At 62.1% G+C, this 19,543-nt stretch carries 19 protein-coding genes; 10 read left to right on the top strand and 9 right to left on the bottom strand.

Annotated elements, in window-relative coordinates:
- Window positions 1-129 precede the first annotated feature (129 nt).
- Together NKJ46_RS06380 and NKJ46_RS06375 are read left to right on the top strand one after the other, a co-directional pair.
- Complete coding sequence (locus NKJ46_RS06380) at window positions 130-555, top strand: GFA family protein (protein WP_352492573.1); 426 nt, start codon at window positions 130-132, stop codon at window positions 553-555.
- A gap of 54 nt (window positions 556-609) precedes the next feature.
- Window positions 610-1,125: an OsmC family protein gene (locus NKJ46_RS06375; protein WP_352663263.1), complete on the top strand. Its 516-nt coding sequence runs from the start codon at window positions 610-612 to the stop codon at window positions 1,123-1,125.
- Window positions 1,126-1,227: 102 nt separating this feature from the next.
- On the opposite strand, the gene NKJ46_RS06370 is transcribed toward NKJ46_RS06375, so the two are convergent.
- From NKJ46_RS06370 to NKJ46_RS06360, 3 genes are read right to left on the bottom strand one after another with little or no spacing between them, the layout of a single operon-like run.
- On the bottom strand, window positions 1,228-1,614 hold the full coding sequence (locus tag NKJ46_RS06370) for a nuclear transport factor 2 family protein (protein ID WP_352663260.1): 387 nt from the start codon (window positions 1,612-1,614) through the stop codon (window positions 1,228-1,230).
- 17 nt (window positions 1,615-1,631) lie between these two features.
- The gene (locus NKJ46_RS06365; RefSeq protein ID WP_352663257.1) at window positions 1,632-2,078 is read right to left on the bottom strand and encodes an OsmC family protein; all 447 of its coding nucleotides are present in this window, start codon (window positions 2,076-2,078) and stop codon (window positions 1,632-1,634) included.
- 50 nt (window positions 2,079-2,128) lie between these two features.
- Window positions 2,129-3,139: a zinc-dependent alcohol dehydrogenase family protein gene (locus tag NKJ46_RS06360; RefSeq protein WP_352663254.1), complete on the bottom strand. Its 1,011-nt coding sequence runs from the start codon at window positions 3,137-3,139 to the stop codon at window positions 2,129-2,131.
- Between the two features lie 99 nt (window positions 3,140-3,238).
- On the opposite strand from NKJ46_RS06360, the gene NKJ46_RS06355 reads away from it, so the two are divergent.
- Window positions 3,239-3,838, top strand: coding sequence for a TetR/AcrR family transcriptional regulator (locus NKJ46_RS06355; RefSeq protein ID WP_352663251.1), 600 nt, complete (start codon window positions 3,239-3,241; stop codon window positions 3,836-3,838).
- A 216-nt stretch (window positions 3,839-4,054) separates the two neighbouring features.
- Here NKJ46_RS06355 and groL read toward each other — a convergent pair whose 3' ends face one another.
- Together groL and groES are read right to left on the bottom strand one after the other, a co-directional pair.
- The gene (gene groL / locus NKJ46_RS06350) at window positions 4,055-5,710 is read right to left on the bottom strand and encodes a chaperonin GroEL (RefSeq protein WP_352481739.1); all 1,656 of its coding nucleotides are present in this window, start codon (window positions 5,708-5,710) and stop codon (window positions 4,055-4,057) included.
- 62 nt (window positions 5,711-5,772) lie between these two features.
- Window positions 5,773-6,069 carry a co-chaperone GroES gene (gene groES / locus NKJ46_RS06345; RefSeq protein WP_006203049.1) on the bottom strand — a complete coding sequence of 99 codons (297 nt, stop codon included), beginning with the start codon at window positions 6,067-6,069 and terminating at the stop codon, window positions 5,773-5,775.
- Window positions 6,070-6,287: 218 nt separating this feature from the next.
- Between groES and NKJ46_RS06340 the strand changes: the two genes are divergently transcribed.
- The gene (locus NKJ46_RS06340; protein ID WP_352663248.1) at window positions 6,288-7,223 is read left to right on the top strand and encodes a bifunctional helix-turn-helix transcriptional regulator/GNAT family N-acetyltransferase; all 936 of its coding nucleotides are present in this window, start codon (window positions 6,288-6,290) and stop codon (window positions 7,221-7,223) included.
- Between the two features lie 40 nt (window positions 7,224-7,263).
- Here the strand turns inward: NKJ46_RS06340 and NKJ46_RS06335 are convergent, their stop codons facing one another.
- Window positions 7,264-8,652, bottom strand: coding sequence for an FAD-binding oxidoreductase (locus NKJ46_RS06335; RefSeq protein WP_352663245.1), 1,389 nt, complete (start codon window positions 8,650-8,652; stop codon window positions 7,264-7,266).
- Between the two features lie 150 nt (window positions 8,653-8,802).
- Between NKJ46_RS06335 and NKJ46_RS06330 the strand changes: the two genes are divergently transcribed.
- The 5 genes from NKJ46_RS06330 to NKJ46_RS06310 all read left to right on the top strand — a co-directional run bounded on the left by NKJ46_RS06330 (window position 8,803) and on the right by NKJ46_RS06310 (window position 16,217).
- Window positions 8,803-9,711, top strand: a complete 909-nt coding sequence (locus tag NKJ46_RS06330) for a LysR substrate-binding domain-containing protein (protein WP_352663242.1) — start codon at window positions 8,803-8,805, stop codon at window positions 9,709-9,711.
- A 157-nt stretch (window positions 9,712-9,868) separates the two neighbouring features.
- Window positions 9,869-10,348 carry a MarR family winged helix-turn-helix transcriptional regulator gene (locus NKJ46_RS06325; protein WP_023717107.1) on the top strand — a complete coding sequence of 160 codons (480 nt, stop codon included), beginning with the start codon at window positions 9,869-9,871 and terminating at the stop codon, window positions 10,346-10,348.
- Window positions 10,345-11,523, top strand: a complete 1,179-nt coding sequence (locus tag NKJ46_RS06320; RefSeq protein ID WP_352663240.1) for an HlyD family secretion protein — start codon at window positions 10,345-10,347, stop codon at window positions 11,521-11,523. Before NKJ46_RS06325 ends, NKJ46_RS06320 begins: the two co-directional genes overlap by 4 nt.
- Before the next feature lie 297 nt (window positions 11,524-11,820).
- The gene (locus NKJ46_RS06315; protein ID WP_292653931.1) at window positions 11,821-13,356 is read left to right on the top strand and encodes a DHA2 family efflux MFS transporter permease subunit; all 1,536 of its coding nucleotides are present in this window, start codon (window positions 11,821-11,823) and stop codon (window positions 13,354-13,356) included.
- A gap of 173 nt (window positions 13,357-13,529) precedes the next feature.
- Window positions 13,530-16,217 (top strand): EAL domain-containing protein, encoded by a 2,688-nt coding sequence (locus NKJ46_RS06310; protein ID WP_352663236.1) that lies wholly within the window; start codon window positions 13,530-13,532, stop codon window positions 16,215-16,217.
- A gap of 45 nt (window positions 16,218-16,262) precedes the next feature.
- On the opposite strand, the gene NKJ46_RS06305 is transcribed toward NKJ46_RS06310, so the two are convergent.
- The 3 genes from NKJ46_RS06305 to NKJ46_RS06295 all read right to left on the bottom strand — a co-directional run bounded on the left by NKJ46_RS06305 (window position 16,263) and on the right by NKJ46_RS06295 (window position 18,707).
- Window positions 16,263-16,781 (bottom strand): CAP domain-containing protein, encoded by a 519-nt coding sequence (locus NKJ46_RS06305; protein WP_352663233.1) that lies wholly within the window; start codon window positions 16,779-16,781, stop codon window positions 16,263-16,265.
- A gap of 200 nt (window positions 16,782-16,981) precedes the next feature.
- Window positions 16,982-17,821, bottom strand: coding sequence for a hypothetical protein (locus tag NKJ46_RS06300; protein ID WP_352663230.1), 840 nt, complete (start codon window positions 17,819-17,821; stop codon window positions 16,982-16,984).
- A 520-nt stretch (window positions 17,822-18,341) separates the two neighbouring features.
- Window positions 18,342-18,707, bottom strand: a complete 366-nt coding sequence (locus NKJ46_RS06295) for a winged helix-turn-helix transcriptional regulator (RefSeq protein WP_352663227.1) — start codon at window positions 18,705-18,707, stop codon at window positions 18,342-18,344.
- Between the two features lie 108 nt (window positions 18,708-18,815).
- Between NKJ46_RS06295 and NKJ46_RS06290 the strand changes: the two genes are divergently transcribed.
- Window positions 18,816-19,520, top strand: a complete 705-nt coding sequence (locus NKJ46_RS06290) for a glutathione S-transferase family protein (RefSeq protein WP_352663224.1) — start codon at window positions 18,816-18,818, stop codon at window positions 19,518-19,520.
- The last annotated feature ends 23 nt before the right edge of the window (window positions 19,521-19,543 follow it).

Genomic DNA, 19,543 nt, shown 5'->3' with positions numbered 1-19,543 from the left:
CTGTCAAGTGAGGCGGACGCCCCGTCATTCCGTTCATTGCCGGAAGCCTTAAAATCCCGTCGGCGCTGAGCTCTGTCTCAAATCAGGTGCTGAGCGCAGTCGAACTCAAGAAAGATGAGGATCTAAGTCATGACGGTACATAAGGGCGGATGTTTTTGCGGCGCCGTGGAAATCGAAGTGCACGGAGCGGCCGAGGCGATGGGCTACTGCCATTGCAGTTCCTGTCGTTCGTGGTCGGCGTCTCCCGTGAACGCCTTCACGCTGTGGAAGCCGGAGAACGTCAAGGTCACCAAGGGCGAGGAGTTCCTGTCCGGCTTCGCGAAGTCAAACATGAGCAACCGTCAGTTCTGCACGAAGTGCGGCGGCCATCTGATGACCGATCATCCGCCGCTCGGACTGGTCGACGTCTATGCGGCCACGATACCGACGGTGAAGTTCACGCCGGGGGTTCACGTCAACTATGCCGAGACGGTCCTGCCGATGAAGGATGGATTGCCGAAGCTGAAGGACTTCCCCGCCGAACTCGGGGGCTCGGGTGTGAGCGTGCCGGAGTAACCCGGCAATGCCATACGATTTCGAACAGCGACATCTCACGACAGGAGAATATGCATGGACATCACGACATTTCGCGCCACGCAGGAGCCGATCAAGGATCTATATCGCAAGGATGCGCGCGCGGCACTTCTTACGCTAAAGGCCAGGGGCAGTGCCGACGACTCCAAGGTCACCTGCAAGGTCGAGACAGGACGTGGGCTCGCGCTAGCGGGTATCCATCCGAAGGCCGGGGGCAGCGGACAGGAGCTTTGTTCCGGCGACATGCTGCTGGAAGCCCTTATCGCATGCGCCGGCGTTTCGATGAGGGCGGCGGCCGCCGTCCTCGAAATACCGATCAAGTCGGCCGAAATCTCCGCCGAGGGCGACGTCGATCTTCGCGGCACGCTCGGCGTCACCGCAGGTGTGCCGGTCGGCTTCAAGGAGATCCGCCTGCGGTTCGACATCGAGACCGACGTTGCGCAAGACCGGCTGACTGACCTGCTCGAGCTCACCGATCGCTACTGCGTGATCTTCCAGACGATCCAGCGCAGTCCCAAGACCTTCGTGAAGCTTCACAAAGTCGTGCGGTAACCACGACCTGCCCGGAATCCTAAACTTTGGGGATTCCGGGCTGGGCCTGAGCGCGGCCTCACTGAATGCAGCTTGGCTGAATGCAGCTTGTCGCGCCAAGCGCTATCCCTTCACGTAGCCCATCGCCTCGGCGATCTGCCCGTCCTTGACGTGCATCAGGTTGACGCCGCGCAGCGAATTGCCGTCGGCCATCCAGTAGCGCCAGCGGATCGTTGCCCGGTCGCCGGCGACGAAGGTTTCTTCGATGTCGAAGCGCGTGCCGGGTCCGGTCGCGATCGCCGACCACAGTTCGACGCAAGCGCCCTTGCCGATGCGGCGGGCGCCGTCCGGGGCCGGCGTGGTGTTCTCGATCACGCAATCTTCCGCCACCAGATCGTCGAGCGCCGACGGGTCGTGGAGCTGGAAGACGTCGTTGTAGCGCCGCATGATCTCGGCCGTTTCGGCGGAGCGTTTGGCCGCGGCGATGTCGATGATGAGTTCCTGTGTCATTGGATATTCCTTTCCCTTCAGTGATCAGTAGCGGTTTCGATGAGGCGGGCGCTGAGCGTGATCACGCCGACGCCGGCCAGCGCCCGCGACACGAGGCAGCTCTCCTTGGCGGTCTGCGCCAGCCGCTCGAAATCCGCCGCCGCCAGCCCGGCGACGCTTGCCTCCGTCTCCAGCTCGATACGGGTCAGCGTCGGTCCGGCCGCGCTGGCGCCGAGATGCGCTTTCGCGATCGTGTGGATGTGCGCGGGAGTGTGACCTTCGCGGCCGAGGATGGCGCTCAGCGCCATCGAGAAGCAGCCGGCATGCGCCGCCGCAATCAATTCCTCGGGGTTGGTACCGGGACCGTTCTCGAAACGCGACGGGAAGGAGTAGGCACCTTCAAAGACGCCGCTGCCGAGCCTCAGCCGGCCCGAACCTTCCTTCAACGATCCCTGCCATTGAGCCTCTGCTTCACGAATGGTCATTGTGTCTCTCCTTCGATTTGAGGGTCGATCAGATTTTGGGGGCGAACCAGTCAGGCGCCGTCGACGACCACTTTTCCGAAGACGTCGCCTTGCTGGAAATAGCGGTAGGCATCGTTGGCCTCGTCGAAGGCGAACACCTTGTCGATGACGGGCTTAAGCCGATGCACCGAGATGGCGCGCAGCATGGCTTCGAGATTGGTGCGATTACCGACGAACAGGCGGCTGATGGTGGCGAGGCTGCGCTGGTAGACCGGGCCGGGGATCTGCACCGTCCCGCCTTTCGCATCCTGTATGGTGAGAAGCACGATGCGCCCGTAAAGCGCGCAGGCGATCATCGATTGCGCGAAGGTCGGCGGGCCGCCGGTCTCGACGACGAGGTCGATGCCGCCGGTCTGCTCGCGCACCGCAGCACCCCATTCCGGCATGCCGGCGGTCGAGACGACGAGGTCGGCGCCCAGCGCCCGCAGCCGGTCCAGCTTCTCGCTGCGCGAGGTGACTGCCACGACACGGCAGCCGAGCAGCTTGGCGAATTGCAGCGCAAACAGCGCGACACCACCTGAACCGATGACGAGAACCCATTGGCCGGGCTTCGGCATTTCGGCCGCCGTCACCGCATTCCAGGCGGTCAGGCCGGCGCAGGTCAGTGTCGCTGCTTGATGCCAGTCGAGATGATCGGGAAGCCGTACCGCCCATTGCTCGTCGAGCACGGCGTATTCGGCCAGCATCCCGTCCAGCGTGCAGCCAAGCTGGTCGATCAGCCCGGCATTGATGCGGCCGTCGATCCAGCGCGCGAAATAGCTGCCGATGACGCGGTCGCCTGCCGCAAAGCGGTTGACGGCGTCGCCGACGGCAACGACTTCGCCGGCGCCGTCGCTCAGCGGGATAACGCCTTGGCGCGGCGCCAGCGGATAGGTGCCGTTGAGGATCATCGTATCGCGGCGGTTGAGCGAGGTGGCGCGAACACGCATAACGATCCCGTGCGGCTTCGGGGTCGGCTGCGCCTCGTTGCGCATCACCAGGCACTTGGTCCCGCCGATTCCTTCAAGACGATAACTGCGCATTAGCCCTCGCTCAAATATGTAGACTGATCTACATATTATATAGACCGGTTGTCATATTCGAGGCAAGGCCTATAGTGCTCACTCCTGACAGAGGTTGACATGGCGAACGACACTCGCACCCGCATGCTCGAGGCGACGGCGCTGCTGCTGAGGCAGCGCGGCTACCACGGCACGTCGCTCAACGACATCTTGAGCGCCTCCTCTGCGCCAAGAGGCTCGCTTTACTTCCACTTTCCGGGCGGCAAGGACCAGCTGGTCATCGAGGTGACGCGCAATAGCGTCGCCGATGTGACGCAGAGGCTGGACGCCGCGCTCGCCGCTGAAAAGGACCCGGCGGTGGCTGTCCACCACATCTACCAGTCGGTCGCGCGCATGCTGGAAGACAACCAGTTCACGCTCGGTTGCCCGATCGCGCCCGTGGTGTTGGATTCGCCGACCGACATGCCGGAGTTGGTTGAGTTGTGCCGGTCAGCCTTCGAGCAATGGATAGGCTTGCTCCGGGCGGCCTTCGTCAGGGCAGGGGTGCCCGAGCGCCGCGCGCATACGCTGGCGCTGCTGGTCGAATCATCGCTGGAAGGGCTGATGGTGATCGCGCGCGCCACCCACGACCGCGCCCCGGTGCTAGCGGTAGCCGATGAGGTCGCGGCGCTGATTGAGGGGGCATTGCCGGCGAAAGAGATCGCCATCACGGCGCATTGACGTTTCGCGCTTCCAGGGCATCAAGGCCAGCGCGGAGCCCTGCTGAAGTGCCGACACTCCAGCTCGGCGATTCACGTTCTGCGCCGACGCCGAAGAGGGGTGAGGGGTATGCTTCCGCTTGGTTTGGAATCGAACAGCCTCTCATCCTCCGTCCCATCAACAAAAAAGGGCGACCTCTCGGCCGCCCTTTCCGTATCTGAAGGCTGACGGGTTGGATTAGAAATCCATACCACCCATGCCGCCCATGCCGCCGCCGCCCATGCCGCCAGGCATGCCGCCGCCAGCCGACTCCTTCTTCGGAGCCTCCGCGATCATGGCTTCGGTGGTGACCAGCAGGCCGGCGACCGAGGCCGCGTCCTGCAGAGCCGTGCGCACAACCTTGACCGGATCGACGATACCCATGGCGATCATGTCGCCATATTCGCCGGTCTGGGCGTTGTAGCCGAAGGTCGCGCCCTTGTTCTCAAGGATCTTGCCGGCAACGATCGATGCTTCCGCACCGGCGTTGGCCGCGATCTGGCGGGCCGGAGCCTGCAGCGCGCGACGCACGATGCTGATGCCCGCGGTCTGGTCGGAGTTGGCGCCGGTTGCCTTGATGCTCAGCGAAGCGCGCAGCAGTGCGACGCCGCCGCCGGGAACGATGCCTTCTTCGACGGCCGCACGGGTCGCGTTGAGGGCGTCATCGACGCGGTCCTTCTTTTCCTTGACTTCCACTTCGGTCGCACCGCCGACGCGGATGACGGCAACGCCGCCCGCCAGCTTGGCGAGACGTTCCTGCAGCTTCTCCTTGTCGTAGTCCGAGGTGGTCTCCTCGATCTGCTGCTTGATCTGGGCGACGCGGCCCTGGATCTCGGCCTTCTTGCCGGCACCATCGACGATGGTGGTGTTCTCCTTGGAGATCGACACCTTCTTGGCGCGGCCGAGCATGTTGAGGCCGACATTCTCGAGCTTGATGCCGAGGTCTTCGGAGATGACCTGGCCACCGGTGAGAATGGCGATATCTTCCAGCATGGCCTTGCGGCGATCACCGAAGCCCGGCGCCTTGACGGCAGCGATCTTCAGGCCGCCACGCAGCTTGTTGACGACCAGCGTGGCCAGGGCCTCGCCTTCGACGTCTTCCGAGATGATGACCAGCGGCTTCGAGGTCTGCACGACAGCCTCGAGGATCGGCAGCATGGCCTGCAGGTTGGAGAGCTTCTTCTCGTGGAGAAGGATGTAGGCGTCTTCCAGATCCGCAACCATCTTCTCGGCGTTGGTGACGAAGTAGGGCGAGAGATAGCCGCGGTCGAACTGCATGCCTTCGACGACCTCGAGCTCGGTCTCGGCGGTCTTGGCTTCCTCGACGGTGATGACGCCTTCATTGCCGACCTTCTGCATCGCTTCCGCGATCATCGAGCCAACCGAAACATCGCCATTGCCGGCGATGGTGCCGACCTGGGCAACCTCTTCCGAGGTCTTGATCTTCTTGGCGTTCTTGATCAGCGTCGCGACGACGTCGGCGACGGCGAGGTCGATGCCGCGCTTGAGGTCCATCGGGTTCATGCCGGCGGCAACCGCCTTGTGGCCTTCCTGGACAATCGACTGTGCCAGAACGGTCGCGGTCGTGGTGCCGTCGCCGGCGATGTCGTTGGTCTTCGAAGCAACTTCGCGGACCATCTGCGCGCCCATGTTTTCGAACTTGTCTTCAAGCTCGATTTCCTTGGCGACGGTGACGCCGTCCTTGGTGATGCGCGGTGCGCCGAACGACTTGTCGATGACGACGTTGCGGCCCTTGGGGCCGAGCGTGACCTTCACCGCGTCGGCGAGGATGTTGACGCCGCGCAGCATGCGCTCACGAGCGTCGCGGGAGAATTTTACGTCTTTGGCAGCCATTTTTAGCTCCTGGCAGGGGCTTGGATTGAGCCCGAAGATTTAAATGAGGGTGAGGCCGATATTCAGCCGATGATGCCCATGATGTCGGATTCCTTCATGATCAGAAGGTCTTCGCCATTGAGCTTGACTTCGGTGCCCGACCACTTGCCGAACAGGATGCGGTCGCCGGCCTTGACGTCCAGCGGGACGAGCTTGCCGGCTTCGTCGCGGGCGCCGGAACCGACGGCGATGATCTCGCCTTCCTGCGGCTTTTCCTTAGCCGTATCGGGGATGATGATCCCGCCCGCGGTCTTGGATTCGGATTCGACCCGACGAACGACCACGCGGTCATGAAGCGGGCGGAACTTCGACTTTGCCATTTTTTATTCCTCGATGAGAATGGTGAGAACAGTTCCTCCGTCCGGCGGCGCCGGACATGTGGTTAGCACTCATCTTGGGGGAGTGCTAACGTGGCGCTGAAATAGGCTGGCAGCTCGCGTGAGTCAAGGCGCCCGCTGGGCATAATCAGGACAATTGCTTCAAACATGATCCTTGACTAAGTCAACTAAATCGCTGATCTTGCCGGGAGGAGGATGCCATGACCATTCATCGTCACCCAGGCAAGGAGCGGATCGACGCGGTGCGGGCCTTCAACCGCTTCTACACTCGCCAGATCGGGCTGCTCGACGAAGGGCTGCTGAAAAGCACCTTCTCGCTGACCGAGGCGCGCGTGCTCTATGAGCTGGCGCATTGCGATGGCCTGACCGCCACCGATCTTGCGCGCGATCTCGGCCTCGATGCCGGTTATCTCAGCCGGCTGCTGAAGAAGTTCGAGGAGCGTGACCTGGTCGAGCGCGCCACGATCGAGGCGGATGCGCGGCGCTCGTCGATCGCGCTGACCAAGGCCGGGCGGCAGGCTTTCGCGCCGCTGAACCAGGGCTCGCACGACCAGGTCGCGGCTTTGCTCGAACGGCTTTCGGTTGCCGAACAGGACAGGCTGGTCAAGGCCATGCAGACGGTGCAGCGCCTGCTGGACGGGACCGCCGAACCCAAGATTCCCTACACGCTGCGGCCTCTGCAGGTCGGCGACATCGGCTGGATCATCCATCGCCAGGGTCTGCTCTACGCGCAGGAATATGGCTGGGACGAGACCTATGAAGCGCTGGTCGCCGAAATCCTCGGCGCCTTCGTCAAATCCTTCGATCCGAAATGGGAACGCAGCTGGATCGCCGAGCGGGAAGGGGAGGTCGTTGGCTCGGTCTTCGTCGTGCGCCAGTCGGACGCGGTGGCGAAGTTGCGCCTGCTCTATGTCGAGCCGTCGGCGCGCGGCCTCGGCATCGGCAAGCGGCTGGTCGAGGAATGTGTCGGCTTTTGCCGCGCCACGGGTTACGGGACACTGACGCTGTGGACCAACGACGTGCTCGCCGCCGCCCGCCACATCTATGAGGCTGCGGGCTTCAAATTGACCAACGAGGAGCGCCACCATTCCTTCGGCAAGGATCTGGTCGGCCAGAACTGGGATTTGGAGTTGTAGCAGCGCTGCAGAATTTCGGGCATCGGCCTGCGGCGGTCGCTCAGGTCGCAGGCTTGATGTTTTGGTTCAAGCGAAAGAAATTGGTAGGATCATACTTGTTTTTTAGTGCGGCCAACTTCGGATAATTCTCGCCGTAAGCTGCCAGAACCCGATCAGTGCCCTCGTCGCCGAGATTGTTGGCATAGACGCCGCCGGTCGAGAACGGTCTCATTGCATCCCACAGCTCACGCGCCCATCGGATGTGCGTTTCGTCGTCAGACGGATTGTCCCAGATCGATATCGGGAAGCAATCGTAAAGTGCATCTCGGTTGGCGCAGGGCGTTCCGTCCATCGGTACTCGCGAGATGGCGCCGCCAACCTGCTGCAGGACCAGAAGCGATTCGCTGGGTGCAGTCATGTAAGCCGCAAACATGGTATCGATCGCCTGATCTGTGATTTCGCGCATGAACTGCGCCTTCCAGTAGTAGCGCCGACCGCGCGGAAAGAGGCTGTCCGCGGCCGATTGGATTTGAAGATAGGGGACAGGAGCAATCCGGCGCTCAACCGGCGTGCCATACTCTCTCAGAGGTTGAATGATTTGCTGGCCCTCGTCGAGTGGGCCGATGTAGCACGCCGATATGCTGAAGAAGCGTTCGCCCGAGGGCGCCGTCACAAGTGCTGCATCCAGGCTCAGCTCATCCGGGGCGCCGCTCGAGAACGCACGATAGAACCGCATCGCTTCGCGTGCCTCTTCGTACCGGTATAGCATCGATCCCGCGATGAGGAGCGGACCCACGGGATGGAGCTTGTATTCGAAAGTCGTGACTATTCCGAAATTGCCGCCGCCGCCCCGAATGCCCCAGAACAAATCTGCATTTTCGGCCGCGTTTGCCGTGAGCAACCGGCCGTCCGCCGTCACGATTTCGACAGCGACAAGGTTGTCGCAGCTCAGTCCATGTTTGCGGCCAAGCTTGCCGAACCCGCCGCCGAGTGTCAGTCCGGCTATGCCGGTATCCGCGTTGACACCCATGGTCGTCGCAAGACCATGGACCTGCGTGGCTGCGTCGAACTCGCCCAGGTTCAAGCCGGCTTCTGCGCGCGCAACACGACGGATCGGGTCGACTTCGATCCGCTTCATGCGTGACACATCGATCACCACGCCGCCGTTGCATACCGAACTGCCGGCGACGTTATGGCCACCGCCGCGGACGGCGACGAGGAAGCCTTGCGATCGGGCGAAGTTGACGGCCGTGACGACATCGCTGGATTCGGCGCAATAGAAGATAGCCGCCGGCCTCTTATCGACCATGCCATTCCAAACTCTGCGCGCCTGGTCATAGCCAGGGTCGTCCGGAAGGATCAGATCGCCGCGAATCGCCTGCCTGAGGCGGGCGATATCTGGCGCCTGCAACGTCGGCTCGGAACCGTCTATAAGCTTGAACATGCTCATCGAGGGACACCCTTCGTGATTCGGCACGGTTGGACAGGCCGCTTTCGTTCACCGACATGTGTCGGATTATAATGATCTCATGCGGCGCCATTCGCTGCAAAATCGAATATCTCAGTCGCTGGATGAGCTAAATTCATCTAAACTGCCTGGATGAGAAAACTTCCGCCGCTCGGGTCGCTTCGCGCCTTCGAGGCCGCTGCCAGGCTGATGAGCTTCAGGAAGGCCGCGACGGAACTCGGAGTGACGCCAACGGCCATCAGCCACCAGATTCGATTGCTGGAGGAGGTCTGTGGGCAACTGCTGTTCCGGCGGCGCCCACGACCGCTCGTGCTCACAGGCGTGGGCGAACGGCTATTCCCGGTAATTTGCAACGGCTTCGACGCTTTCGCTGCGGCAATAGCATCAGCCTCGGCCGGTGTTGGCCAACGCCCGTTGCGCGTGACGAGCCCAAATGCATTTGCCAGCCGATGGCTGGTTCCGCGCCTGTCGAAGTGGCGCGAACAGCATCCGAACATTCCACTGGAGATCATCGGGACAGACGCCGTTCTGGACCTGCGAGCCGGTGACGCCGACGTCGCGATCCGCTATGCGCGCAGAATGCCGAGGGATGTTCCCGCGCAGGAAATTTTTCGGGACGCATTCTTTCCGGTATGCAGCCCGGAGCTGTTCGCGGAAGGCGACCGACAGATCGAGCGCGCCGCCGATCTGCTGCAACACCCGCTCATCCATTTCAATTGGACGAACCGCGACCCGGAAGCGCCGACTTGGCAGCGATGGCTGGCGATCGCACGCTCGATCGATCCCAGCATCCCCAATGCCAACCAGGCATGGGACTTAAGCTTCCGCGAAGAGCTGCACGCGATCGACGCGGTCGCGGCCGGCCAAGGCATCGCTATCTGCAGCGATGTGGTCGTCAGTGGCGAACTCGAGGCCGGCAGGCTGGTCAAGGCACATGATCTCTCTCTGCCAGGCTATGGCTTTTACCTTGCCTGCGTAGCCAATCACCCCCGACAAGCGCATATCGAAGCCTTTTCCGCCTGGATGAGATCGATGGCCTGAGCATCTGAACGCCGATTTTCTGCACGCTCGTCACAAGCGCTCGACATAATAAATTGCTAACCACGATCGCCCTGCACTGACTGCCATGCACACTTGCCGGCTTCTGGCATAATCCGGGCTCCTTGAATTATGAGCACGCTTATTATATATGTCGCTCATGGTTTCCGACGGCATCGACAGATTGGGCTTTTTGATCCACGACGTGCAGCGCCTGATGCGCAAGCGCTTCGAGGCGCGCGCCAGTGGTTTCGGCCTTTCTTCGGCGCAATGGCGGCTTCTGGTACGTGTCGCCAAGGAGGCGGGTGTCGCGCAGGCGCGGCTTGCCGAGCTTCTCGAAATCGAGCCGATCAGCGTGTCGCGCCTTGTCGATCGCATGGAGGAGGGCGGCTGGATCGAGCGCCGTCCCGACGCAACCGACAGGCGAGTGCGCATGATTTTCCCGACCGCCAAGGCGAACGCGGCCTACGCCCACGTCAAGAGCCTTGCCGGCGAGGTCTATGAGGAATCGCTCGTTGGCGTCTCGCCGGAAGATCGCCGCGTCCTGGTCAAGGCGCTGGAGACAATGGTGCAGAATCTTGCAGATGGTGAGACGCCGCCCTCGGAAAAAGTGAAGAATACGGAAGGCGCAGCAGCATGAACGCGGTAGCCAAACTAGATGAGAATGCGGCCAAGCTGGAGATGGAAGCTCCCGCGAAGCCGGCGGCAGCTCCGGTAACGGTGGCTCCGCAGGTAGCTCCAGCGCCGGTGGCGCCGAAGAAGAAGCGCCGTGCCGGCCGTTTCCTTTTGATGTTTGTGCTGCCGGCTGCGTTGATCGCCGGCGGCAGCTATGTCTGGGTGACCGGCGGCCGCTATCAGGAGACCGAGAACGCCAATCTGCAGCAGGCCAAGGTATCGATAGCCGCCGATACGGCGGGTCGCATCGTTCAGGTCGACATTTTCGACAACCAGTCTGTCAAGCAGGGCGACGTGTTGTTTGCTATCGATCCCGAGCCCTACCGGATCGCATTGGCCCAGGCCGACGCGGCGGTGGCCGGCGCACGGCTCAATGTCGAGCAGCTGCGTGCAGCCTACAGCCAGGCGCTGGCGCAGGAGAAGTCGGACGAAAGCCAGGTCCAGTACGCGCAGTCGCAATATGACCGTGCCGCCGACCTTGCCCAGAAGGGCATCAACGCCAAGTCGTCGCTGGACGAAGCCAAGAACGACCTCGACAAGGCCAAGCAGCAGCTGGCCGTGGCCCAGCAAGGGATCGTCAGCGCCAAGGCGGCACTTGGCGGCAATCCCGACATCGAGACCGACAAGCATCCAACGGTAATGGCGGCGCTCGCCGCACGCGACAAGGCGGCCTACGATCTGGTCCAGACCACGGTCAAGGCACCTGCCGACGGCATCATCAGCCAGGCCGCTTCGTTCAAGGTCGGCCAGTATGTCGGTTCGGGCACGCCGCTGTTTTCGCTGGTCGAGATCGGCGACACCTGGGTCGACGCCAATTTCAAGGAAACCCAGCTCACCAACATGAAGCCGGGCCAGAAGGCCGAAATCGCGGTCGATACCTATCCGGGCAAGACGTTCGAAGCCACCGTCAAGGCGATCGGCGCCGGCACCGGGGCCGAGTTCTCGCTGCTGCCCGCGCAGAACGCCACCGGCAACTGGGTCAAGGTGACGCAGCGCATTCCGGTCCGCCTGGAATTGGCCGATGCCGACGCCAAGACGGCGCTGCGCACCGGCATGAGCGCGACGGTCACGGTGGACACCGGCGTTTCCCGCGGGCTGCCGAGCATTTTCCACCGCGCCACGGCAGGCGAGGCCAAGTAAAGAGGCCTGGTAGCGGCCGCATAGCAAACAGCGAGATGGATGCAGGATTGGTCCGAGGGAGACGCAGGAAAAGTTGAATGCGTAGACGGGCTAGCCCGCCTGAGCAGACAACGCCGCGCAGGATCTTCGGTCCTCAGGTTTCCGGGCGGCAGGCGCCCGCTTTGTCGAGACGCTCAGTCGATGTAACCCCCACATCGATGCTCGCGTCCCACCGCGATGAGGGTCTCTCTACAGCGGGGCCTCGCCGTCCGGAAACCTAATGTACACGTTTTTGTTACCTGCTGGAAGTTTTACGTCATGAGCAGCCCAGAACCCTTTCGCGAAGTGCCGCACCGCGGCCTGATCACTGTTGCGCTCATGCTGGCGACGATCATGCAGGCGCTCGACACGACGATCGCCAACGTTGCGCTGCCGACCATGACCGGCGATCTCGGCGCCTCCCCCGACAACATCAACTGGGTGCTGACCTCCTACATCGTTGCCGCCGCGATCATGACGCCGGTGACCGGCTGGCTGGCCGACCGCTTCGGTCGCAAGGAGCTGTTCCTGACGGCCGTGGTCGGCTTCACTGTCTTCTCAATGCTGTGCGGCATCGCCTGGAGCCTTGAGACCATCGTTTTGTTCCGGCTGATGCAAGGCGTGTTCGGCGCGGCCATCGTGCCGCTGTCGCAGACCTTCCTGCTCGACATCAACCCCAGGGAACGCCACGGCCAGGCCATGGCCATCTGGGGCGCCGGCATCATGCTGGGACCGATCCTTGGCCCGACGCTGGGTGGCTGGCTGACCGAGAATTTCAACTGGCGCTGGGTGTTCTTCATCAACCTGCCGGTCGGCATCATCGCCTTCCTCGGCATGGCCGCATATCTTCCCAGCGTCGCCCGGCGGGTGCGCAGCTTCGATTTCTTCGGCTTCACCATGCTCTCGCTCGGTGTCGGCGCGCTGCAGCTGATGCTCGATCGCGGCGGCGAGGTCGACTGGTTTTCCTCGATCGAGATATGGATCGAGCTTGGCCTTTCCATCACCGGCTTCTGGGTATTCACCATTCATACGTTGACGGCGGAGCACCCCTTTATCGACCCCAAGATTTTCCTCGATCGCAATTTCGTCACCGGGCTGGCGTTCATCTTTGTCATGGGCGTGCTCATCCTGGCGAGCATGTCGCTGCTGCCGCCCATGCTGTCGACCATCTTCGGCTATCCGACACTCACCATCGGCATCGTTCTGGGGCCGCGCGGTGTCGGCACGATGATTGCGATGCTGTTCGTCGGGCGGATCATGCACAGGATCGATGCCAGGATCCTCGTCGTCATCGGCTTCCTGCTGACCGCGCAATCGCTCTACACCATGTCCAGCTTCTCGCCGCAGATGGACAACTGGCTTATCCTCAGCTCCGGCGTCATCCAGGGCCTTGGAATGGGAATGGTGTTCGTGCCGCTGTCCACCGTGGCTTTCGCTACGCTCGACGCACGCTTCCGCACCGATGCCACGGCGTTGTTCAGCCTGGTGCGCAATCTTGGCTCGTCGATCGGTGTGTCGGTGGTGACGGTTCTGCTGGTGCGTAACACGCAGATCAACCACGCCGAGCTCTCGGCCTATGTCAATCCGTTCAATCCCAACCTCTGGGCGGCATCGCCGGCAGCGGCGGGCGGCGATCCGACGGCGCTGTCGCTGATGGATCGCATGGTCAATATCCAGGCGATGATGATCTCCTACGTCAATGACTTCAAGTTGCTGATGATGATGACACTGCTTGCTGTCCCGTTTGTTTTCCTGCTGCGCAAGCCAAAGGCTGCGCCGCCCGCCGGTGGGGCGCCTGCCGCGCACATGGACTAAGCCTCACAGCTCCGGCACCGCGACCGGCTCACGGGTTCCGTTGCCTGTGCCGGTCGCGTCGGCGTTGAGCAAGGTTCACCTGCCATTAGTATATCCGGACCAATATGCACTCGCTTCTGGGTTGAAGGCGAGCCTCCATTGCTTGCTTCAAGCATCAGCGGGAGGAATTGTGTTTGGCCACGAAATCATCCAGGCAAACCGCCGAAGCGCCTGAATCCGCCAATTTGACGACGCTGGCAAAACTGGCGACTGCCTCATATGAGGCCCTCGAGCGCGAGCTTCGCACCACGATTGCGGCACTTCAGGACCAGGCACTGCGGTTCCAGACCGCGATCGAGAACATCTCGCAAGGCATCTGTTTCTTTGACGCCGATGAACGGCTGATCCTGTGCAACCGACGCTATGCGGAAATCTATCGCCTTGCGCCGGAGCAATTGCAGCCGGGTGCGGCGCTGCGCGAAATCGTCGAGCGGCGCGTCGCTGTCGGGACCTCGGCAATGAATGCGGACGCTTATCTGGCGTTGGCGCGGGCGGTCAATTCGGGCACGGCTTCGGGGAACTGGACAGCCGACCTCGCCGATGGCCGGACAATCCAGGTCTGCCATCAACCGATGCCTGACGGCGGCTGGGTGGCCACGCACGAGGACATCAGCGAGCTCAGCGCCAATCGCCTGGTCGTCGACGAGCGTATCTCGCTGCAGACGCTGATCGACCTGGTGCCTGACTACATGTGGGTGAAGGACACCGAAAGCCGCTTCGTCGTCGCCAACCGAGCCATTGCGTCCGACAGCGGTCGGGACAGCACGAGCGACATGATCGGTCTGAGCGACTTCGACCTTCACGCGCCGGATCTTGCGCAAAAATTTCGCTCCATCGAGCAGCAACTGATGCGTGATGGACAACCGATGATCGACGAGGAGGAGTTCGTCGTCGATGCGTCAGGCACCGGCAAATGGTTCCTGTCGACGAAGCTGCCGTTGCGCAACGTTCAAAACAACATTTTCGGCCTCGTCGGCATTGCCCGCGACATCACTGCGCGCAAGCAGGCCGAAATCCTTCGCGACGGGCAGGCGCATATCCTCGAGATGATCGCAAAGAGCGCCCCCCTCGAAGACGTGCTCGAGCGGCTCATGCGTCTGGTCGAGTCCCAACTGGCGGGGATATTCGGTTCGGTCTTGCTGCTCGACAAGGATGGCACCCACTTGCGCCACGCAGCCGCGCCGAGCCTGCCGAGAGACTACACCGACGCCGTCGACGGCGCCGCGATCGGCCCTCGGGCCGGGTCTTGCGGAACCGCTGTCTATCGGCGCGAGCCGGTGATTGTCGCTGACACCATGCACGATCCGCTTTGGCAAGATTATCGCGAACTCGCGCGGCCGCACGGTTTGCGTTCATGCTGGTCGACCCCGATCCTGTCGCATCAGGGCGCCGTGCTCGGCGTCTTTGCGATGTATTCGATGACGGTGCGCGAACCGACCGAGGCCGAGACACGCCTCATCGATTTCACGACGCGCATCGCCGGGATCGCCATCGAACGCAAACAGGCCGAAGACCGCATCCACTTCATGGCCAACCATGACGTGCTGACCGGGCTTCCCAATCGCGCCTTGCTCGAGGACCGGCTTTCGCAGGCGGTCTTGTACGCCCAGCGATACGGTCGCTGGGTGACGGTGGTGTTCATCGATCTGGACAACTTCAAATTCGTCAACGACACGCTCGGCCACAATGCCGGAGACGAGCTTCTGAAGATCGTCGCAAGCCGCATGGTCGACTGCGTCCGGGCGACCGATACCGTCGTGCGGCTTGGCGGCGACGAATTCGTCGTCGTACTGTTCGACCAGCCGGCGAACGTCGATCTCGTCTCCGAGACCTTGCAAAAGCTCAGGGCTTCACTCGCCGAGCCGGTTCAGCTCGGAGCGCATCTTGTACGGGCGACGGCCAGCATCGGCATTGCCAACTATCCCAAGGATGGGACGGATCCCGATACGCTGCTGGCAAATGCCGACGCGGCCATGTATCGCGCCAAGGAGTTCGGCCGCGACAACTTCCAGTTCTACGCTCCGGAGTTCAACACCAGGGCGCATGAAAAATTCGTGCTTCAGGAAGAGTTGCGAAACGCCTTGGCGCGTTCGGAATTCACGCTGCTCTACCAGCCGCAGGTGGACCTTCGGTCAGGTCGGGTTTTTGCGGTCGAGGCGTTGATACGCTGGAACCATCCAACGCTTGGCACGGTAATGCCGACGACGTTCATCCCGACCGCCGAGGAGACAGGTCTGATCGTACCGATCGGCGACTGGGTTCTGCATGAGGCGTGCCGGCAGAACAAGGCCTGGCAAGACGCAGGGCTGCCGCCCTTGACCGTTTGCGTGAACGTGTCGCCGCGGCAATTCAGGGAACGCAACCTGATCGATCGCATCGTCAGCGCGTTGAAGGGCAGCGGCCTGGAGGCCAGGTATCTCGAGCTGGAGGTGACCGAGAGCCTTATCATGCAGGATATCGAGCTCGCGGTCGCGACCATGAACGCCCTGCAAAGCCTGGGTGTCCAGATCTCGATCGATGATTTCGGCACCGGCTATTCCAGCCTCAGTGCACTCAAGACCTTTCCCGTGGCGCGGCTGAAGATCGACAAGTCCTTCATCAAGGATCTCGCCGCCGACGAGAACGACCAGGCTGTGGCCAGCGCGGTGATTTCATTGGGGCAAAATCTCAACCTGAGGGTCATTGCCGAAGGCGTTGAGACGGATGATCAGGTGGCCTTCCTGCGCAGGAACAATTGTGACGAGATGCAGGGTTATCATTTCAGCAGGCCGGTTTGTGCGCAGGACATCGAGGAATTGCTCGGCGGCGGTCGCAAAGACTGATGGGTCGGCCATCCTGCAGGCTTCCGCCGACCCAAATGGCGGAAATTATCTGCCGAGCACAAGGCACCAATAGCGAAGCGTGCTGTCGCGGCCGTCGCGTACATAGGCGAGGCCGAAGCGCGTGAAGCGCGGGTCGAGCATGTTGCGGCGGTGGCCTGGCGAATGCACCCAGATATCGAACAGCTTCTGCTGGTCGAAGCGGCCTTCGGCGATGTTTTCGGCGGCCGCGCCGGCAATGCCATTGTCTTTGACGCGCGAGGCAAAGTCCTTGCCCCAGCCGGTGGTGTGGTTCATGCGGCCGCCGCGCGCCATATAGCCGGCCTGCTGCAGCGCCGCCTGTTCGAGCTGAGGATCGGCGACAACCGGCGCGAGACCCGCCGAAGCGCGGATGCCGGCCAGCGTGCCGGCGGCGGAAGCAGAGACACCGGCGCCTTCGCCGGTAGGCAGCACTGCGGTTGCGCAGGCGGTGAGCCCGGCAAGGGCGCCAAGGCCGGCAGCTCTGAGCAGCACGCGCCTGTTTAGGCCAGGTTGGGCCTCATGATTTTCGATTTTCGTAACGGTCATGCCCGCCTGACATAACCGCGATCATGGCTTTTGCCGGGCAGGGGACTAACCGCTGCGGATAAGTTTGCAGTTGGACAATAATGGCCAGCCGGGCGATCCCGGTATTTAGCGTTGCTTCGGCGAGTCAATACTGAGCCTGCGCTTGCGCGCCGTCCCTCTCGACAAGACCAACGGTTGGACGCGATCGAGCGCAGGCGGGTTCAGTTGGGGCTGGTTGTGGCGGTGAACCCGCACTGCTTCTGTTCCATATCGATCTGCTTCGTGATGCGAATGGCGTTCTGTGCATAGGCCTCCGTCACGGAGCCACTATTCACGGTCTTGTCCTTCAGCGGACTCACGCCTGCGCAGAGGTGGAAAACATGCGGCTCGGCGGACTTCGCGGCTCCGTTTTCGGGCGCGATCCAGTAAACGACATCCTGACCGGCGGGGTGGCTCGCGTCCCGCGTCGCCGCCGCCACCGCGGCGGTGTCCGTCGCGATCGCCTGCGCCTGAGCGGCGACATCGGGCGAACAGGCGGTGGTCGGCTGCCCCGACTTGATCTGGGCTGCGCACGTGTTCATATCCTGAGTGTACTGTTCGACCGACGGGGGTTTGAAACTGATCCCCGTAACCGTCGCGAGCACAGCCAGCGCAGCGCCGACGCCGCCGGCAATCTTCTTGGTCCGCGGATCCATGTTTTTGTCGGTGAGGATCAGGAAAACCAGTGGGAGGAAGGCAATCAGCGTGATGATTGCGCCGAGCTGGTTTTGGAAGAAGAACCTGGCCGCGTCGGATGCGCGGGCCGGATCGTGCCTGTTGGCCGCCTTCCACAGCAAGTTGCCGGCGATTGCGAAAATCGCGATGCCGACCAGAAGGCCGATGATCAGCGACAGGTGTCCCTGGTCGAACTTGTTCTGGCGAAGCAGCATAATTCCGTAGATCTCGCCGCCAATGGCGACGATCCACGAGAGTGCGGCGAAAAGGCGAAGACGCGTGGCGGAGGACTTCTGGCCCTGCGTCGCTTGCCAATCCTTGGTAACGTCTGGCTTGTTGTCGGTCATTGACCAGATCCCCTGATATCGACACTTCTGCCGGCGGCGTCAGACCAGAAGCCCAACCGCCCTGCGCAGCGTCATTGAACGAGCGTTACCTGCCTTGGCGACACGGCGAAAATGTGAGCGCCACGGCAGGCCTCATCTCCATTCATAATTCATATTGCGCATGAGTGAATCCGTCCATACCCACGCAGGCAGACGCCTATGCGGCGATGGCTCTGTTCTTCTTAATCTCTGGCTCGAACTTGACGCTGCCTTCCCTCGCTTGCCTCGCTTTTCTGGCGATCCGGTGGAAGCCGCGGTGGTCACAGGACCGGTCGAAAGCAACGTCGGCAGAACTGAGGCCGGCTCGATGGTCCAAGGACCTGAAAGCGGCCAGTCCGCTTGCGGCCCAAAATGCGACGTTAGAGTATCTGCTCGGCAATGAAGCTTCTGGCGCTGCCGGTGCATTCCGGTAGTCGGCCCGGATCCGACGCGAAGCGGCTGTCCAGGCTCGGATATCAAGCGTCAGATTTTCACTATCGTGCTAGGCGGCTGTGTCCAGACTCGTTTCCGGCGTCGATGAGGCCCGGCTGGCCCGATCGTCCTCGGTATCTTCCCACCAATCGCCCAGGGCATCGATGAGCGGCACGAGCTTGAGACCGGGCTCCGTGAGGTCGTAATCCACGCGTAGCGGATAGCCGGCATGCGCCGTTCGCCGCACGATCCCGGCTTCCTCCAGCTTGCGCAGTTCGAGCGCCAGGATGCGGTGCGACACGGTTGGGTTGTCACGCCTCAGGTCGCTGAAGCGCTTGGTCCCGTCCTTGAGATAGTAGAGCAGCAAGGTGGGCCAGCGACCGCTGAGCACACGCATTGTCTCTTCGATCGGGCAGCGAGAGACGACATCTTTCATGGCGGGAACCTGGTTACAGAATAGTGCGTAATTTACATGGGGCGACCAGCGTTTAGGGTCAAGTTTCGCTGCGCAGCGTGATCCCTAAATCATGGAAGAGACAAAGAAATGGAACCTATCCTCCTTTACGGCTTCCCGCTGGGAAGTTCGATGGGGCTCGTCGCTGCTTTTGAACGCCTCGGACAACCCTATCGCCTGTGTCGCGTCGATATGCTCACTGAAATGAAGGATGACGCCTATGCCAGCATCAACGGCCGTCAGGAAACGCCGGTGTTGATCACGGACGAGGGCAGGGTGCTCACCGAGACCATGGCGATCGCCGCCTGGCTCGAAGCTCGTGACACGCAACGCCGTATCAGCTTCGAGCCTCGCTCGCCGGAGGCCGACCGGATGCACCAGTTGATGGCTTTCGTGAACACCGGTTTCACCACCGCTTTCACCCCTCTCTGGGCTGCATATGAAATGGAATCGGCCGAACCGCTGCTGCTGACAACCTTGCGTGACTTTGGCCGCAAGATCGTTGCCAACCGCCATTACCAGCTCGAGGCGATGATCGCCGACACGGAATTCCTGATCGGCGATCGGCTGACGCTTGCGGATACCACGCTGATTGGCGTGGCGCGCTGGGCGGAGTTCCACAAGGCGGTCGACGGCGCGAGCTACCCCAAGCTGGCCGCATTGCGCGGCAGGATCGAAGCTGATCCGGCAGTGGGTTACGCCCAGGCCATCGAGGATGGCGAAAAGCCGGCGGGTTCGGGTGCCTGTCTTGGCCATGTCCCGTTGACCGAAGTGATCGATCGTTTCGCTGCCTAGCTTTTGTCACGCAGCTCAGCCGC

The sequence above is a fragment of the Mesorhizobium sp. M0166 genome (assembly GCF_040322255.1).
Classification (GTDB): Bacteria; Pseudomonadota; Alphaproteobacteria; order Rhizobiales; family Rhizobiaceae; genus Mesorhizobium.
This window is presented reverse-complemented; position numbering and strand designations above follow the sequence as displayed.

Bases quoted from the DNA above. Each gene is read 5' to 3' on its own strand.
- NKJ46_RS06380 (WP_352492573.1), top strand. From the start codon at position 130: ATGACGGTACATAAGGGCGGATGTTTTTGCGGCGCCGTGGAAATCGAA.
- NKJ46_RS06375 (WP_352663263.1), top strand. From the start codon at position 610: ATGGACATCACGACATTTCGCGCCACGCAGGAGCCGATCAAGGATCTA.
- NKJ46_RS06370 (WP_352663260.1), bottom strand. From the start codon at position 1,614: ATGACACAGGAACTCATCATCGACATCGCCGCGGCCAAACGCTCCGCC.
- NKJ46_RS06365 (WP_352663257.1), bottom strand. From the start codon at position 2,078: ATGACCATTCGTGAAGCAGAGGCTCAATGGCAGGGATCGTTGAAGGAA.
- NKJ46_RS06360 (WP_352663254.1), bottom strand. From the start codon at position 3,139: ATGCGCAGTTATCGTCTTGAAGGAATCGGCGGGACCAAGTGCCTGGTG.
- NKJ46_RS06355 (WP_352663251.1), top strand. From the start codon at position 3,239: ATGGCGAACGACACTCGCACCCGCATGCTCGAGGCGACGGCGCTGCTG.
- groL (WP_352481739.1), bottom strand. From the start codon at position 5,710: ATGGCTGCCAAAGACGTAAAATTCTCCCGCGACGCTCGTGAGCGCATG.
- groES (WP_006203049.1), bottom strand. From the start codon at position 6,069: ATGGCAAAGTCGAAGTTCCGCCCGCTTCATGACCGCGTGGTCGTTCGT.
- NKJ46_RS06340 (WP_352663248.1), top strand. From the start codon at position 6,288: ATGACCATTCATCGTCACCCAGGCAAGGAGCGGATCGACGCGGTGCGG.
- NKJ46_RS06335 (WP_352663245.1), bottom strand. From the start codon at position 8,652: ATGAGCATGTTCAAGCTTATAGACGGTTCCGAGCCGACGTTGCAGGCG.
- NKJ46_RS06330 (WP_352663242.1), top strand. From the start codon at position 8,803: ATGAGAAAACTTCCGCCGCTCGGGTCGCTTCGCGCCTTCGAGGCCGCT.
- NKJ46_RS06325 (WP_023717107.1), top strand. From the start codon at position 9,869: ATGGTTTCCGACGGCATCGACAGATTGGGCTTTTTGATCCACGACGTG.
- NKJ46_RS06320 (WP_352663240.1), top strand. From the start codon at position 10,345: ATGAACGCGGTAGCCAAACTAGATGAGAATGCGGCCAAGCTGGAGATG.
- NKJ46_RS06315 (WP_292653931.1), top strand. From the start codon at position 11,821: ATGAGCAGCCCAGAACCCTTTCGCGAAGTGCCGCACCGCGGCCTGATC.
- NKJ46_RS06305 (WP_352663233.1), bottom strand. From the start codon at position 16,781: ATGACCGTTACGAAAATCGAAAATCATGAGGCCCAACCTGGCCTAAAC.
- NKJ46_RS06300 (WP_352663230.1), bottom strand. From the start codon at position 17,821: ATGACCGACAACAAGCCAGACGTTACCAAGGATTGGCAAGCGACGCAG.
- NKJ46_RS06295 (WP_352663227.1), bottom strand. From the start codon at position 18,707: ATGAAAGATGTCGTCTCTCGCTGCCCGATCGAAGAGACAATGCGTGTG.
- NKJ46_RS06290 (WP_352663224.1), top strand. From the start codon at position 18,816: ATGGAACCTATCCTCCTTTACGGCTTCCCGCTGGGAAGTTCGATGGGG.